This is a genomic window from Diaphorobacter sp. LR2014-1 (assembly GCF_002916785.1).
Classification (GTDB): Bacteria; Pseudomonadota; Gammaproteobacteria; order Burkholderiales; family Burkholderiaceae_C; genus Diaphorobacter; species Diaphorobacter nitroreducens.
This window is the reverse complement of sequence record NZ_MTBE01000007.1, coordinates 139,597-155,799: the sequence shown is the minus strand read 5'-3', so window position 1 is coordinate 155,799 and position 16,203 is coordinate 139,597. Positions and strand designations below refer to the sequence as shown.

Genomic DNA, 16,203 nt, shown 5'->3' with positions numbered 1-16,203 from the left:
CTGGTAGAAATCTTTCGAACCTACTTCAATTATTGCGAGGTCGGCGAAGACGGGAAGACTCCCGCCATGCGGCTCGGATTGGCGAAGGGACCAATTACGGCGGAGGACATCATCTATTACCAACCGCCTTTGCCACCGCGCCGGAGGGCACCGCCCAAACCTGCAGAGCCCAAGCCGCTGCCGCCAGGCGTCTGGCCGGCTGAACTGTTCGACGTCCGAAAAGAAGAACCCCTCCTCACCTTGCGGCGGGAGGGGTCTGAAACGAACCGAGCTGCTGGCTTAGCAACTCCTAGCGAGAACGGCTAGCCAATCGGGGCGTCGATGCGGTCGTTGCCCTCTTTGAGGTGGGGGCAATGACGACGAGCATGCAGGTCATTCGGAATGACGATGTCTTGTATGAACGCGACCAAGCCTTTGGTGGTGCGCAGTTGACCCAGTTGATCGTGCGTCAGTATGGGTTTTCACAAGAAGAAGCAGAGGGCAAGAAGCGCAATGGCGACTTGCCTGAAGACTATCAATCTGCTGTCCTGCGCCCCTTCGTGGACAGTCTCTCTCAGGAAATCAGCCGCGCGCTGCAGTTCTTCTTTACGAGCACCCCATACAACCGCGTGGATCACATCATGCTCGCAGGCGGATCTGCCCCTCTGCCTGGCTTGACGGAATCCGTCATTCAGAACACTGGGTTTGCGTGCAGCGTCATCAACCCCTTTGATGGCATGGAAGTGGGTGGGGGTGTCCGCCTCAAAAAGATGGTGCGCGAGGCGCCGTCCTACTTGACCTCCTGTGGGCTGGCAATGCGGAGGTTCCTGCAGTGATTCTTATCAACCTACTCCCGCATCGGGAGGCTGCTCGTAAACGCAGGCGGGAGGCGTTTCAAGCCGTCATGCTCGCTTCTGCATTGGTGGGGCTTGCCATTGCCGCGGCTATTTATTGGTGGTTTCAGATGATGATCACTGACCAGCAAGATCGCAATAATTTTCTACGAAGCGAAATCGGAGTCCTTGAGGGACAAATCAAGGAAATTGCGACTATTGAAGAAGAAATTGCAGCTCTACAAGCGCGGCAGAAAGCAGTAGAGGACTTGCAATCTGATCGAAATTTGCCTGTGCACCTCCTCAATGAATTGGTAGTGCAATTACCTGATGGTGTCTATATCACCAGTTTGAAGCAAATAGATCAAACTGTAACTATGCAGGGTATGGCTCAGTCTAATGAGCGCGTCTCTGAAATGCTGCGCAATCTTGCCAACAATACCCCATGGTTTTCGAAGCCTGAATTGGTGGAAATCGTCGCAGCAAATGTTGCCTTAACTCCAAAGGACCAGCGTCGGGTTGCCTCTTTTAATCTGCGTTTCCGGCTGGTGCGAAGCGCCGAAGCGCAGAAGGCGATGGAGGCCGCCAGTGCCGTGGCTGCGAGGAAGTAACATGGCAAAAAAGAATAAGCCAAAACTTGATTTCGCAAAGCTGCAGGGTGATCTGCAACGGCAGTTTCACAACTTAGATCCTAAAGATCCTTCTTTATGGCCAGTGTTGCCCCGTGCATTGCTTTGTGCACTCATCGCTGCGGGCGTCGCCACCTTTCTTTGGTTCTTTAAGTTGACTGAGTATGAGCAAGAACTGACGGCCGAGCGGAATACTGAGCAGACGCTTCGGGAGGATTACCAGAAAAAACTGGTTAAGGCGGTCAGTCTGGAAGCGTTAAAAAAACAACGAGAACAGATTCAGCAGTATGTGATTCAATTGGAAAAGCAACTGCCTAGCAAGGCGGAAATGTCTGCTCTGCTCTCTGATATCAACCAGGCGGGGCTTGGGCGGAGTCTGCAATTTGAATTGTTTAGGCCCGGGCAAATAGTGGTCAAGGACTATTACGCTGAGCTGCCTATTGCTATTCGCGTGGCAGGGAAGTACCACGACATGGGTGCTTTTGCCTCAGATGTGGCCAACTTATCCCGCATTGTTACTTTGAACAATTTGGCAATTACTCCTATTTCAAAGGATGCAGCCGGCAATTTGACGCTTGAGGCGACAGCAAGAACGTTCCGTTATCTGGATCCTGAGGAAATACAGGCGCAGAAGGCGGCTAAGGGGGGTAAGAAATGAAGCGGATTACTGCCCTGATTGCCTTGAGTGCTGTCTTTGCGCTGGCGGGATGCGGACCCAGCGGGGAAGAAGAGCTTCGTCAGTGGATGTCGGAATTGCGCGCAACAACCAAGCCGCGTATTACCCCGCTGAAAGAGCCTAAGCAATTCTTTCCTCAAGATTATGTTTCGGATAGTGGTATTGATCCGTTCAATTCAATGAAACTGACATTGGCTTTGCGGCGGGACTCGGCGGAATCAGCGGCTAATGCTTCCCTGATTGCCCCGGAGATGGCAAGGCGGAAGGAGCCGTTGGAGGCATATCCGCTCGATGCAATCCGGATGGTGGGGAGCATGAATAAGGCAGGTATACCTACCGCATTGATCAGTGTCGATAAGTTGCTGTATCAAGTCCGGGCGGGTAACTATCTAGGACAAAACTACGGGAAAATCGTCGGTATTACCGAGACCAATATGCGCCTGCGAGAGATTGTCCAAGATCCGACGGGCGATTGGGTAGAGCGTATGACAACACTGGATCTGCAAGAGGGGAATGAGGTGAAGAAATGATTCAAGAGAAGCTTCGTTTACACGCGTACTGGCGGATGTTGGGAGCCGCAGTTGTGGCTGCGCTGACGGTGTCTGTGGCGCAAGCTCGCGGATCTATTGATTCCATCTCTGTTTTTTTGCAAGGTGGTGCCGAAGTTCTGCGGATTGAATTTTCTGAGCCGCAAGCAGAATTGCCCACTGGGTTTTCTATCCAAAACCCTGCGCGCATTGCACTGGACTTTCCTGGAGTGAGCAATGGGACCGGGCGCTCATCAATAGATATCAATCAGGGGAATATCAAGTCTGCCAACATTGTGCAAGCAGGAGCGCGGGCACGTGTAGTTTTGAATCTCAAGCAGCCCACTTCTTACCGCGCAGAGTTGCAAGGCAAGACAGTCCTGGTGCTGTTGGATGCTGCGTCCTCGGCTGTAAAGATGCCTCCTCCTCAGGTGACGACATTCGCAGAAAGTCAAAATATTGACAATTTGCCGCTGAAGGATCTTGATTTTCGACGTGGAGCAGATGGGGCCGGTCGTATTGTTGTTGGGTTGCCTAACAATCAGGTGGGCGTCGATTTGCAGCAGCAGGGTAAGGGGCTGATTGTTGATTTCCTGCGTTCATCATTGCCCGAAGGCCTGCGCCGCAAATTGGACGTTTCTGACTTCGGTACACCCGTGCAAACCATTACTGCATCACAACAGGGTGAGCGTGTGCGTCTGACAATTGACCCTGTTGGTGAATGGGAGCATAGCGCTTATCAAAGTGATAATCAGTTTGTAGTCGAGGTGCGGCCGAAGAAGGTTGATTTGACTAAATTGACACAAGGTCCTGCATATTCTGGAGAGAAACTCTCTCTGAATTTTCAAAATATTGAAGTTCGTTCGTTGCTGCAAGTGATTGCGGATTTTACTAATTTCAATATTGTCACATCGGACACTGTTACTGGTGCTTTGACCTTGCGGCTGAAGGATGTTCCCTGGGATCAGGCTCTCCAGATCATCATGGACGCAAAGGGGCTTGGTATGCGCAAGTCTGGCACGGTACTGTGGATCGCGCCCAAAGACGAAATAGACGAGCGCACGAAGAAGGATTACGAAGCCGCTTTGGCGATTCAGAAACTGGAGCCTTTGCGAACCCAGGCTTTCCAATTGAATTATGCAAAAGCCGCCGACATGGTCACCCAACTGACCATGAGCAGTCAGGGTGGATCGTCCACGAGCGGTTACTCCAATCGATTCCTGTCGGATCGCGGGAGTGCAATCTCGGAGCCGCGCACCAATCAGCTATTTGTTACGGATACTTCGGCCAAACTTGAAGAAGTTCGCCAGTTGTTGGCGACGCTTGATGTACCGGTGCGGCAGGTGATGATCGAGGCGCGTATCGTGGAAGCGCGGGATACGTTTGGTCGTTCCTTGGGGGTGCGACTGGGAGGAGGGTCGCGCACGGGCGGAAGTGCAGTTGGCGGTACCTACGATAATGTGGCCGGCCCCACCGGGGGGAGTGGCATGTCACCGTTCGTTAGCCTGCCTGCATCTTTATCAGGGGTCTCCACTGTTGGATCATTCGCATTGTCGATCTTCAATTCCAACGCCAGTCGCTTCCTCTCTCTGGAGTTATCTGCGATGGAAGCGGATGGACAGGGCAAGATCGTTTCCAGTCCGCGTTTAATTACGGCTGATCAGACCAAGGCGCTTATCGAACAGGGGACGGAATATCCTTATTCGGTTACCGCTCCGAACGGTGCGACAACCATCGCCTTCAAGAAAGCCGTATTGAAACTGGAAGTGACGCCTCAGATCACCCCTGAGGGCAACATCATTCTTGATCTGGACGTCAACAAGGACAGTCGAGGAGAGACCACCACGCAGGGGGTGGCCATCGATACTAAGCACATCAAGACCCAAGTGTTGATCGAGAACGGCGGCACCGTCGTGATCGGGGGTATTTTTGAGATGGAAGAGACCAACCAAGAGAACAAAATACCTGTCTTGGGTGACGTTCCCGTGGTCGGGAATCTATTCAAAAATAGAACGAAGGAGTCCACCAAGCGGGAGATGCTGGTGTTTATTACTCCGAAGGTCATCACAGATCGCGGGCCGGTACGCTGAGGCACGTGTTCAGTTGGTTCGACAGGGGGTGGTTCACCCCCCTGTTTTTATTGGGTAGATGGAGTGGCATGTATGGCAAAGATGGCTACGGTACAGATCGAACTAGGGGATCGGGGCTACGCCATCTATATCGGCAACGGTCTGCTGGAGAATGCAGGCACCTACAAGGGCTTGCCCGCAGCGTACGCCGCGCTCATTGTCAGCAATACCTCGGTTGCACCGTTGTATGCGCAGAGATTGCGGAATGCCCTGCGGATGCAATATGCGCAGCTGCACGAAGTTGTCTTGCCAGATGGCGAATCACACAAGGATTGGCATACGCTGAATCTGATCTTTGACGGTCTGCTGAAGCACGGCTGCGACCGTAGGACGGTTTTATTCGCGCTGGGCGGCGGCGTCATCGGTGACATGACCGGTTTCGCTGCGGCGTGCTATATGCGCGGCGTGCCCTTCGTGCAAGTGCCCACCACATTGCTGGCGCAAGTGGATTCGTCGGTGGGCGGCAAGACTGCCATCAACCATCCGCTGGGTAAGAACATGATCGGCGCGTTCTATCAGCCTCAGTTGGTGGTATGTGATCTGGACACGTTGGACACTTTGCCAGCGCGCGAGTTGGCGGCGGGCCTGGCCGAGGTGATCAAGTACGGGCCAATCGCAGACATGGAGTTGTTTGCCTGGCTCGAGGCCCACATGGACGCGCTCGTCGCGCGGGAGCGCGGCGCGCTGGCCCATGTGGTCAAGCGCAGCTGCGAGATCAAGGCGGCGGTGGTAGGCGCGGATGAACGCGAAGCCGGGCTGCGTGCCATTTTGAATTTCGGCCATACCTTTGGCCATGCCATCGAGGCGGGCATGGGCTACGGCGTGTGGCTGCATGGCGAAGGGGTTGCCGCAGGCATGGTGATGGCCGCGCATCTATCGCAGCGGCTGGGTTTGGTGGACGGCTCTTTCGTTGAACGCCTGACGCGCCTGATCGAGCGCGCCGGTCTGCCCACACGGGGGCCGGTGCTTGACGCGCAGGACAATGCGGGGCGCTATCTGGAACTCATGCGCGTGGACAAGAAGGCAGAAGGCGGTGAGATCCGCTTCGTGCTGATCGACGGACCCGGCAAAGCCATCATGCGCGCCGCGCCGGATGCGCTGGTGCGCGAAGTCATCGACCAGTGCTGCGCATCCTAATGTTTACTATAAAAATAGTAGCTGATTGCGCTTTTCTGGTGGGCGTTATGGGGCTGTTTGGTGCTTGAGACGCATTTGGCGTCGTATGCCTGTCATTCGGCGTGCACTCAAGGCAGGCGCCATCCCGAGGCGCCGGCGCCTACGCGTACGGAATACCAGCGGGACCGCGACCGCATCGTGCATTCCACCGCGTTCCGGCGGCTGGTCTACAAGACCCAGGTATTCCTCAACCATGAGGGCGATCTGTTCCGTACGCGGCTCACGCATTCACTGGAGGTTGCGCAGTTGGGGCGCTCCATCGCGCGGTCGCTGAGGCTGAACGAGGACCTTGTCGAGGCCATTTGCCTGGCGCACGACCTGGGACATACGCCCTTCGGCCATGCAGGGCAGGATGCGCTCAACGAGTGCATGGCGGACCATGGAGGCTTCGAGCACAACCTGCAGAGCCTGCGTGTGGTGGACACGCTGGAAGACCGCTACCCCGCCTACGATGGCATCAACCTGACCTACGAGACGCGCGAGGGCATCCTCAAGCACTGCTCGCGGCGCAACGCCGAGCAATTGGAGGCGCGCGAACCCGGCGGTGTGGGGCGGCGTTTCCTCCTCGGCCAGCAGCCGAGCCTGGAGGCGCAGCTGTGCAACCTGGCCGATGAGATTGCCTACAACGCCCATGACATCGATGATGGTGTGCGCTCGGGCCTGATTACGCTGGAGCAGTTGCGCGACGTACCGCTGTTCGACCGCTACCGCGCGCAAGCGCAGAACGACTACCCGCATCTCGCGCAGTCCGAAGGGCGGCGCCGATTGCTGAGCGAGGCCATCCGTCGCATGCTCAGCGAGCAGGTGTACGACGTGATCGATGCCACGCGCGCAGCGCTGGCAGAACATGCGCCCGCTGACGTGGAAGCGGTGCGCCGGCTGCCGGCCCTGGTCGGCTTCTCGCAGGCCATGCGCGCGCAGTCGCAGGTGCTCAAGCGGTTCCTGTTCCAGTCGCTGTACCGCCATCCCCAGGTCATGCAGACCACGGACCGTGCCCGTCAGGTGGTGCGCGACCTGTTCGCCATCTACCAGGCGGACCCGCGGCAAATGCCACCGGCGCAGGCCGGCTGGGCGTTGGATGGCGACGATGCACGCCGTGCGCGCACGGTGGCGGATTTCATCGCAGGCATGACCGACCGGTTCGCCGCCCGAGAGCACGAACGCTTGACCGGTCAGCGCTTGCTGGCCTGACGCGCCAGCCCCGGTCCGCCTGTGCGGCAGGGCAGAGACATACAATGCGAGCCCTCTTCAGACCACGCCCGCCATGACCACCAGCCCTATGCCCGACCAGCCCCGCGAGGATGCAGCCGCCTGCGATGACAACGTGGTGGTGGCGGACATGGTGCGCTGGCTCGAGCGTGCCGTCATCGGACTCAACCTGTGCCCGTTCGCCAAAAGCGTGCATGTGAAGGACCAGATCCACTACGTGGTGAGCCATGCCACGGATGCGCGTGAACTGTTGCAAGACCTGGCTGCCGAGTTGGAGGCGCTGGCCGAAGCCTCTCCCGAAAAGCGGGACACCACGCTGCTCATCGCGCCGCTGGCCATGCCGGACTTTCTGGATTTCAACGACTTCCTGGAGTTGGCCGACGAGCTCGTCGAATCCATGGACCTGGCGGGCATCCTGCAGGTTGCGTCGTTCCACCCGCACTTCCAGTTCGAGGGCACCCTCGCTGACGATGTGACCAACTGCACCAACCGCGCGCCTTATCCCACGCTGCATTTGCTGCGCGAGGAAAGCATCGACCGCGCGGTGGAAGTGTTTCCCGAGGCGCAAGAGATCTTCGAGCGCAACATTGAACTGCTGGAGCGCCTGGGCGCGGCCGGATGGGCCGATCTGGACGTGGGGCCCCACTGGCCAGAGGGCGCGGCTGCGAAGGGTGCTCCGCAAGTATGAGCCGCTCCACCACCACCGGGCAACCGCACCGCAGTGCGCGTGCCAAGTCGGGCACGCAGCAGACGGGCGCCGCCGACGCTGCGGTGCTGGCCGAACTGCGGCCAGGCCAATCCGTGGAGTTGCTCAAGGAACTGCACATCCTCACGCGCGAGGGACGGCTCAACCAGGACTCGCGCCGCAAGCTCAAGCAGGTCTATCACCTCTACCAGTTCATCGAGCCACTGCTCGCCGAGCTGTCCGCCGATGGCCACGCGCCACTGCTGGCCGACCATGGCGCGGGCAAGTCCTACCTGGGTTTCATTCTCTACGACCTGTTCTTCAAGCAGCTCGGACGTGGCGAGATTTACGGTATCGAGTGGCGCGCGGAATTGGTGCAGCGTTCACGTGAATTGGCGCAGCGCTTGGGGTTCGCACGCATGCACTTCCTGGACATGGCGGTGGCGGATGCCGCGGGCGCGGCAGAGCTGCCCGAGCGCTTTGACATCGTGACTGCGCTGCATGCCTGCGACACGGCGACTGATGATGCGATTGCCTTCGGCCTGCGCAAGCAGGCGCGTGCCATGGTGCTGGTGCCTTGTTGCCAAGCCGAGGTGGCGGCCTGCCTGCGCGGCACCAAGGCGCTGAGCCTGTCGCGCACGCCGCTGGCCGAGTTGTGGCGCCACCCGATCCACACGCGCGAGATGGGCAGCCAGATCACCAATGTGTTGCGGTGCCTGCATCTGGAAGCCAGCGGCTACCAGGTCACGGTGACGGAGTTGGTGGGCTGGGAGCACAGCATGAAGAACGAGCTGATCCTGGCGCGCTACACCGGCCAAAAGAAGCGCAGCGCGCGTGAGCGGCTGGCGGCCATACTCGAAGAGTTCGGGTTGGCGCAAGCCCTGGGGTCGCGCTTCGGTCTGGATGACGCCGGGTCGGTGGCGGTATGAGCAATTTAAGCCTCTAGCGCCCGCCAATAAAGCGCTAGAAGCTATAGATTTAAGAGCAATTGAACGGTCCCAAGACGGTTTCATGGCCCGCCTTCCCCGCCTCGCCCTCGCTGGCTACCCGCACCACATCATCCAGCGCGGCAACAACCGCCAGCCGATTTTCCTGGATGCCGCGGACCGGGAGCTCATGTGGTCGTTGCTGGTCGAGCATGCGCGGCAGCAGCAGGTGGCGGTGCACGCCTATGTGCTCATGGACAACCATTTCCACCTGCTGGCCACGCCGCAGGAGGGCAAATCGCTGCCTCTGATGATGCAAGCCGTGGGGCGCAGCTATGTGCGGCGCTTCAACCAGCGCCATGGGCGTTCGGGCACGCTATGGGAAGGGCGCTACCGCAGCGCCGTATTGCAGGCCGAGCGCTATCTGCTGCCCTGCATGGCATATCTGGATCTCAACCCCGTGCGCGCGGGCCTGTGCGCCGCGGCGGCGGACTTCCGGTGGTCCAGCCACGGCCACTACATTGGCCTGCGCAGTGATCGTCTCATCACGCCGCATGCCCTCTACTGGGCCTTGGGCAACACCCCCTTTGCCCGCGACGCGGCCTATGCCGCACTCGTGCAGGCGGGGATTTCCGCCAGCGAACAGGCGGCACTGACGCAGTCGGGCCTGAACGGCTGGGCCCTGGGGGATGACGGGTTTGTGCAGGCTCTGCAACAGCTGACCCCGCGTCGGCTCACCCGAGCACGCGCGGGGCGCCCCGCTTCCGTGGTTCCACCCAAACCGTAATTGGCCTGCACTTTCGTTGTAATAGATGGATTTTCTGCTACTAAATTAATGTGTCCCTAATAAAAATGCACCAATAACGTGCACCAACTTTTCGGTATCTGACCCCAATTAAAGTGCTTGCGCCGCCATGTTGCGTTGCACTACGCTTGCGTTCCCTGCGAATCTTTGAGGAAGCGCGCCATGACCAAGGCTGCCGAAATCCAGCATCTGCAACAGCACGGCCTGTATGCATCCAGCAATGAACACGACGCCTGTGGCCTGGGCTTCGTGGCCCATATCAAGGGCGTGAAGCGGCACGACATCGTGACCGGCGCGCTCAAAATTCTGGAGAACCTGGACCACCGCGGCGCCGTGGGGGCCGACAAGCTCATGGGCGACGGCGCGGGCATCCTGATCCAGATTCCCGACCAGCTCTACCGCGAGGAAATGGCGCGTCAGGGCGTGGAGTTGCCCCCCGCCGGTGAATACGGCGTGGGCATGGTCTTCCTGCCCAAGGAACACGCCTCGCGCCTGGCGTGCGAGCAGGAGATGGAGCGCGCCATCAAGGCCGAGGGCCAGGTGCTGCTGGGCTGGCGCGATGTGCCGGTGAACCGCGACATGCCGATGTCGCCCACCGTGCGCGAGAAGGAGCCCATCCTGCGCCAGGTGTTCATCGGCCGGGGCACCGACGTGATCGTGCAGGACGCGCTGGAGCGCAAGCTGTACGTCATCCGCAAGACCGCCAGCGCCGCCATCCAGGCCCTGGGGCTCAAGCACAGCAAAGAGTACTACGTGCCCAGCATGAGCAGCCGCACCGTGGTCTACAAGGGCCTGCTGCTGGCCGATCAGGTGGGCGTGTACTACAAGGACCTGGCCGACGAGCGCTGCGTCTCCGCCATCGGCCTGGTGCACCAGCGCTTTTCCACCAACACCTTCCCCGAGTGGCCGCTGGCCCACCCCTATCGCTATGTGGCGCACAACGGCGAGATCAACACCGTGCGCGGCAACTACAACTGGATGCTGGCGCGCGAAGGCGTGATGGCCTCGCCCGTGCTGGGCGAAGACCTGAAGAAGCTGTACCCCATCAGCTTTGCCGGCCAGTCCGACACCGCCACCTTCGACAACTGCCTGGAACTGCTGACCATGGCCGGCTATCCCATCAGCCAGGCCGTGATGATGATGATCCCCGAGCCCTGGGAGCAGCACGAGTCCATGGACGAGCGCCGCCGCGCCTTCTACGAGTACCACGCCGCGATGATGGAGCCCTGGGACGGCCCGGCCTCCATCGTCTTCACCGACGGCCGCCAGATCGGCGCCACGCTGGACCGCAACGGCCTGCGCCCCTCGCGCTACGTGGTGACCGACGACGATCTGGTGATCCTGGCCTCCGAAGCCGGCGTGCTGCCCGTGCCGGACGGCAAGATCGTGCGCAAATGGCGCCTGCAGCCGGGCAAGATGTTGCTGATCGACCTGGAGCAGGGCCGCCTGATCGAGGACGACGAGCTCAAGGCCAACATCGTCAACACCAAGCCCTACAAGCAGTGGATCGAGAATCTGCGCATCAAGCTCGATGACGTGAAGGTGGGCGAATCGGCCGTGCATCCGGCCGCGTCCGCGCTGCCGCTGCTGGACCGCCAGCAGGCGTTTGGTTTCACGCAGGAGGACATCAAGTTCCTGCTGGCGCCCATGGCCAAGAACGGCGAGGAGGGCGTGGGCTCCATGGGCAACGACAGTCCGCTCGCCGTGCTGTCGGACAAGAACAAGCCGCTGTACAACTACTTCCGCCAGATGTTCGCGCAGGTGACCAACCCGCCGATCGACCCGATCCGCGAGGCCATCGTTATGTCGCTGGTCAGCTTCGTGGGTCCCAAGCCCAACCTGCTGGACATCAACCAGGTCAATCCCCCGATGCGTCTGGAACTGCAGCAGCCGATCCTCGACTTCGAGGGCATGGCCAAGCTGCGCCAGATCGAGCAGCACACGCACGGCAAGTTCAAGAGCGCCACCATCGACATCACCTACCCGCTGGCCTGGGGCAAGCAGGGCGTGGAGGCCAAGCTGGCCTCGCTGTGCGCGCAGGCCGTCGATGAGATCAAGGGCGGCGCCAACATCCTCATCATCAGCGACCGCAACCTGAGCGCTACACAGGTGGCGATCCCTGCGCTGCTGGCGCTGTCGGCCATCCACCAGCACCTGGTGCGCGAGGGCCTGCGCACCACGGCCGGCCTGGTGGTCGAAACGGGCACCGCGCGTGAAGTGCACCACTTCGCCGTGCTCGCGGGCTATGGCGCCGAGGCCGTGCATCCCTACTTGGCGCTGGAAACGCTGCAGGACATGCACAAGGACCTGTCGGGCGACCTGTCTGCCGATAAGGCCATCTACAACTACATCAAGGCGGTGGGCAAGGGCCTGTCCAAGATCATGTCCAAGATGGGCGTGTCCACCTACATGAGCTACTGCGGCGCGCAGCTGTTTGAAGCCGTGGGCCTGAACAGCGACACGGTGCAGAAGTACTTCACGGGCACGGCCAGCCGCGTGGAAGGCATCGGCGTGTTCGAGATCGCCGAGGAAGCCATCCGCACCCACCTGGCCGCGTTCAGCGACGACCCGGTGCTGGAGACCATGCTGGATGCCGGCGGCGAATACGCCTGGCGTGCCCGTGGCGAGGAGCACATGTGGACGCCCGACGCCATCGCCAAGCTGCAGCATTCCACGCGTTCGGGCAGCTTCAACACATACAAGGAATACGCGCAGATCGTCAACGACCAGAGCAAGCGCCACATGACGCTGCGCGGCCTGTTCGAGTTCAAGTTCGATCCTGCCAAGGCCATTCCCGTGGAAGAGGTCGAACCCGCGTCCGAAATCGTCAAGCGCTTCGCCACCGGTGCCATGTCGCTGGGCTCCATCTCCACCGAGGCGCATGCCACGCTGGCCGTTGCCATGAACCGCATTGGCGGCAAGAGCAACACTGGCGAGGGCGGCGAGGACCCCAAGCGCTACCGCAACGAGCTCAAGGGCATTCCGATCCAGCAGGGCGAGACGCTGTCGTCCATCATCGGCAGCGACAAGGTGCAGGCCGACATCCCTCTGCTGGATGGCGACTCGCTGCGCTCCAAGATCAAGCAGGTGGCATCGGGCCGCTTCGGCGTGACGGCGGAGTACCTGGCCTCGTCCGACCAGATCCAGATCAAGATGGCCCAGGGCGCCAAGCCTGGCGAGGGCGGTCAGCTGCCCGGCGGCAAGGTATCTGACTACATCGGCCAACTGCGCCACAGCGTGCCGGGCGTGGGCCTCATCAGCCCGCCGCCGCACCACGACATCTACTCCATCGAAGACCTGGCGCAGCTCATCCACGACCTGAAGAACGTGGCGCCGCATGCCGACATCTCGGTCAAGCTGGTGTCCGAAGTCGGCGTGGGCACCATCGCGGCCGGCGTGGCCAAGTGCAAGAGCGACCACGTGGTGATCGCCGGGCACGACGGCGGCACGGGCGCCTCGCCCTGGTCGTCCATCAAGCATGCCGGCTCGCCCTGGGAAATCGGCCTGGCCGAGACCCAGCAGACCCTGGTGCTCAACCGCCTGCGCGGCCGCATCCGCGTGCAGGCCGACGGCCAGATGAAGACGGGCCGCGATGTCGTCATCGGCGCGCTGCTGGGTGCCGACGAGTTCGGCTTTGCGACCGCTCCGCTGGTGGTCGAAGGCTGCATCATGATGCGCAAGTGCCACCTCAACACCTGCCCCGTGGGCGTGGCCACGCAGGACCCGGTGCTGCGCAAGAAGTTCACCGGCAAGCCCGAGCACGTGGTGAACTACTTCTTCTTCGTCGCCGAGGAAGTGCGCCAGATCATGGCCCAGCTGGGCATCCGCAAGTTCGACGAGCTGATCGGCCGCACGGACCTGCTCGACACCCGTAAGGGCATCGCGCACTGGAAGGCTCAGGGTCTCGACTTCTCGCGCCTGTTCGCCCAGCCGCAAGTGCCTGCCGATGTGCCGCGCTACCACGTGGAAACGCAGGACCACAAGCTGGACAAGGCGCTGGATGTGAAGCTCATCGAGCGCTGCCGCCCCGCCATCGAGCGCGGCGAGAGCGTGCGCATCATGGAGGTGGCCAAGAACGTCAACCGCTCGGTGGGCGCCATGCTGTCGGGCGCGGTGACCAAGGTGCATCCCGAAGGGCTGCCGGACGACACCGTGCGCATCCACTTCGAGGGCACGGGTGGGCAGTCGTTCGGCGCGTTCCTGTGCAAGGGCATCACGCTGAACCTGACCGGCGAGGCCAACGACTACACGGGCAAGGGCCTGTCGGGCGGCCGCGTGATCGTGCGCCCGAGCCATGAGTTCCGCGGTGAGGCCGTGGGCAACACCATCGTCGGCAACACCGTGATGTTCGGCGCCACCAGCGGCGAGGCGTTCTTCGCCGGCGTGGCGGGCGAGCGCTTCGCGGTGCGCCTGTCGGGCGCCACTGCGGTGGTCGAGGGCGTGGGCGACCACGGCTGCGAGTACATGACGGGCGGCACGGTGGTCGTGCTCGGCAAGACGGGCCGCAATTTCGCCGCTGGCATGAGCGGCGGCGTGGCCTACGTGTATGACGAGGACGGACGCTTCGACTCGCGTTGCAACCTGTCGATGGTGACGCTCGAGCGCATCCTGCCCTCGGGCGAGCAGGCGGCCACGGTCAGTCCAGCGACTTGGCACAACGGCCAGACCGATGAGGCCCAGCTCAAGAAGCTGCTGGAGGACCACAGCCGTTGGACCGGCAGCCAGCGTGCGCGGGAGATCCTGGACAACTGGGCCGCGTCGCGCAGCAAATTCGTCAAGGTCTTCCCGACCGAGTACAAGCGTGCCCTGTCGGAAATCTATGAAAGAAAAGTGCTGGAAGAGCAGGCTACACCTGCGGTCGCAGCTCCTAAAACGGAAGCGGTAGCCGCCAAGTAACCCGCGCGGGCGGGGCCTGGGGCCCCGCTGCGGCAGCATGCACAAAGACAGGACACCACGATCATGGGCAAGACCACAGGTTTCATGGAATACGAGCGCATCGAGGAGGGCTACAAGCCCGTTGGCGAGCGCCTCAAGCACTACAAGGAATTCGTCATCGGCCTGGATGACGCGCAGGCCAAGCTGCAGGGCGCCCGCTGCATGGATTGCGGCACGCCGTTCTGCAACAACGGCTGCCCGGTGAACAACATCATCCCGGACTTCAACGACCTCGTTTACCACCAGGACTGGAAGAGCGCCATCACGGTGCTGCACAGCACCAACAACTTCCCCGAGTTCACCGGCCGCATCTGCCCCGCACCCTGCGAGGCCGCCTGCACGCTGAACATCAACGACGACGCGGTGGGCATCAAGAGCATCGAGCACGCCATCATCGACCGCGCCTGGGAGCACGGCTGGGTGCAGCCGCAGCCGGCTGCCCGCAAGACGGGCAAGAAAGTGGCCGTGGTGGGCGCCGGCCCGGCGGGCCTGGCGGCCGCGCAGCAACTGGCGCGCGCCGGGCATGACGTCACGCTGTTCGAGAAGAACGACCGCGTGGGCGGCCTGCTGCGCTACGGCATCCCCGACTTCAAGCTGGACAAGGCGCACATCGACCGCCGCGTGGAGCAACTGGTGGCCGAGGGCGTGACGATCCGTACCGGCGTCTTCATCGGCGCGGCCAAGGACGGTCTGGGCAAAGGCAGCAAGGTCACCAACTGGTCCAAGGAAACCATCACGCCCGAGCAGCTGCGCAAGGACTTCGACGCCGTGCTGCTGACGGGTGGCGCCGAGCAGTCACGCGACCTGCCCGTGCCGGGGCGCGAACTGGACGGCATTCACTTCGCGATGGAGTTCCTGCCGCAGCAGAACAAGGTCAACGCGGGCGACAAGCTCAAGGGCCAGATCCGCGCGGACGGCAAGCACGTCATCGTCATCGGCGGCGGTGACACGGGCAGCGACTGTGTGGGCACCAGCAACCGCCATGGCGCGGCCAGCGTCACGCAGTTCGAGCTGATGCCCATGCCGCCAAGCCAAGAGAACAAGCCCCTGGTGTGGCCCTACTGGCCGTACAAGCTGCGCACCAGCTCCAGCCACGAGGAGGGCTGCGAGCGCGCGTTCGCCATCGCCACCAAGGAGTTCATCGGCGACGGCAAGAAGGTCACGGGCCTCAAGACCGTGCAGGTGGAGTTCAAGGATGGCAAGTTCATCGAGGTCCCCGGCACCGAGAAGGAATACCAGGCCGACCTGGTGCTGCTGGCCATGGGTTTCGTGAGCCCGGTGGCTGCCGTGCTGGACGCCTTCGGGGTGGACAAGGATGCGCGGGGCAATGCCCAGGCCACGACGGACTTCACCGGCGGCTATGCAACCAGCGCGCCCAAGGTGTTCGCCGCCGGCGACATGCGCCGCGGCCAGTCGCTGGTGGTCTGGGCCATCCGCGAAGGCCGCCAGGCCGCGCGTGCGGTGGATGAATTCCTGATGGGGGAAAGCAGTCTGCCGCGCTGAGGCGGGAATCCCTCGCCATTGGGCAATTACAGAAGGCGGTCGCAGCCGCAGTCTGCTTACCCGTCGACCCGCACAACGGCGCCCTGGGCGCCGTTGTGCTTTTTTTTTTGATAGCTGCTCGCGCTTGCTGGACGGGCGCTGCGGCAGTTATTGGCATCAAATCCCCCGTTCCAGCGCTGCCAGTGGGCGCA

12 protein-coding genes and 1 pseudogene are annotated in these 16,203 nt (G+C 61.4%); all 13 read left to right on the top strand.

Annotated elements, in window-relative coordinates; all coding sequences use genetic code 11:
- The coding region (locus BV908_RS22625; protein WP_210434001.1) for a hypothetical protein at positions 1–306 on the top strand (306 nt) is incomplete at its 5' end.
- A 2-nt stretch (positions 307–308) separates the two neighbouring features.
- Positions 309–815 (top strand): annotated as a pseudogene (gene pilM / locus BV908_RS08485) (type IV pilus assembly protein PilM); the annotation flags it as partial.
- Entirely contained in the window at positions 812–1,423 is a 612-nt protein-coding gene (locus BV908_RS08480) for a PilN domain-containing protein (RefSeq protein WP_103737822.1), read from the top strand. The pseudogene pilM and the gene BV908_RS08480, both read left to right, overlap by 4 nt.
- Position 1,424: 1 nt before the next feature.
- On the top strand, positions 1,425–2,099 hold the full coding sequence (locus tag BV908_RS08475) for a type 4a pilus biogenesis protein PilO (protein WP_011804183.1): 675 nt from the start codon (positions 1,425–1,427) through the stop codon (positions 2,097–2,099).
- Complete coding sequence (locus BV908_RS08470; protein ID WP_011804184.1) at positions 2,096–2,647, top strand: pilus assembly protein PilP; 552 nt, start codon at positions 2,096–2,098, stop codon at positions 2,645–2,647. Before BV908_RS08475 ends, BV908_RS08470 begins: the two co-directional genes overlap by 4 nt.
- Before the next feature lie 35 nt (positions 2,648–2,682).
- Entirely contained in the window at positions 2,683–4,734 is a 2,052-nt protein-coding gene (locus BV908_RS08465; protein WP_246867476.1) for a type IV pilus secretin PilQ, read from the top strand.
- A gap of 72 nt (positions 4,735–4,806) precedes the next feature.
- Positions 4,807–5,910 carry a 3-dehydroquinate synthase gene (gene aroB / locus BV908_RS08460; RefSeq protein WP_011804186.1) on the top strand — a complete coding sequence of 368 codons (1,104 nt, stop codon included), beginning with the start codon at positions 4,807–4,809 and terminating at the stop codon, positions 5,908–5,910.
- Between the two features lie 60 nt (positions 5,911–5,970).
- Complete coding sequence (locus tag BV908_RS08455) at positions 5,971–7,140, top strand: deoxyguanosinetriphosphate triphosphohydrolase (RefSeq protein ID WP_088888600.1); 1,170 nt, start codon at positions 5,971–5,973, stop codon at positions 7,138–7,140.
- An 88-nt stretch (positions 7,141–7,228) separates the two neighbouring features.
- Positions 7,229–7,846, top strand: coding sequence for a DUF1415 domain-containing protein (locus tag BV908_RS08450; protein ID WP_196996094.1), 618 nt, complete (start codon positions 7,229–7,231; stop codon positions 7,844–7,846).
- Entirely contained in the window at positions 7,843–8,772 is a 930-nt protein-coding gene (locus tag BV908_RS08445) for an SAM-dependent methyltransferase (RefSeq protein ID WP_012655703.1), read from the top strand. The genes BV908_RS08450 and BV908_RS08445 overlap by 4 nt, the downstream gene beginning before the upstream one ends.
- A gap of 82 nt (positions 8,773–8,854) precedes the next feature.
- Positions 8,855–9,556, top strand: coding sequence for a transposase (locus BV908_RS08440; protein ID WP_012655704.1), 702 nt, complete (start codon positions 8,855–8,857; stop codon positions 9,554–9,556).
- Positions 9,557–9,736: 180 nt separating this feature from the next.
- The gene (locus tag BV908_RS08435; protein WP_103737819.1) at positions 9,737–14,470 is read left to right on the top strand and encodes a glutamate synthase-related protein; all 4,734 of its coding nucleotides are present in this window, start codon (positions 9,737–9,739) and stop codon (positions 14,468–14,470) included.
- Between the two features lie 63 nt (positions 14,471–14,533).
- A complete protein-coding gene (locus BV908_RS08430; protein WP_103737818.1) occupies positions 14,534–16,012 on the top strand; it encodes a glutamate synthase subunit beta in 1,479 nt (492 codons plus the stop codon).
- The last annotated feature ends 191 nt before the right edge of the window (positions 16,013–16,203 follow it).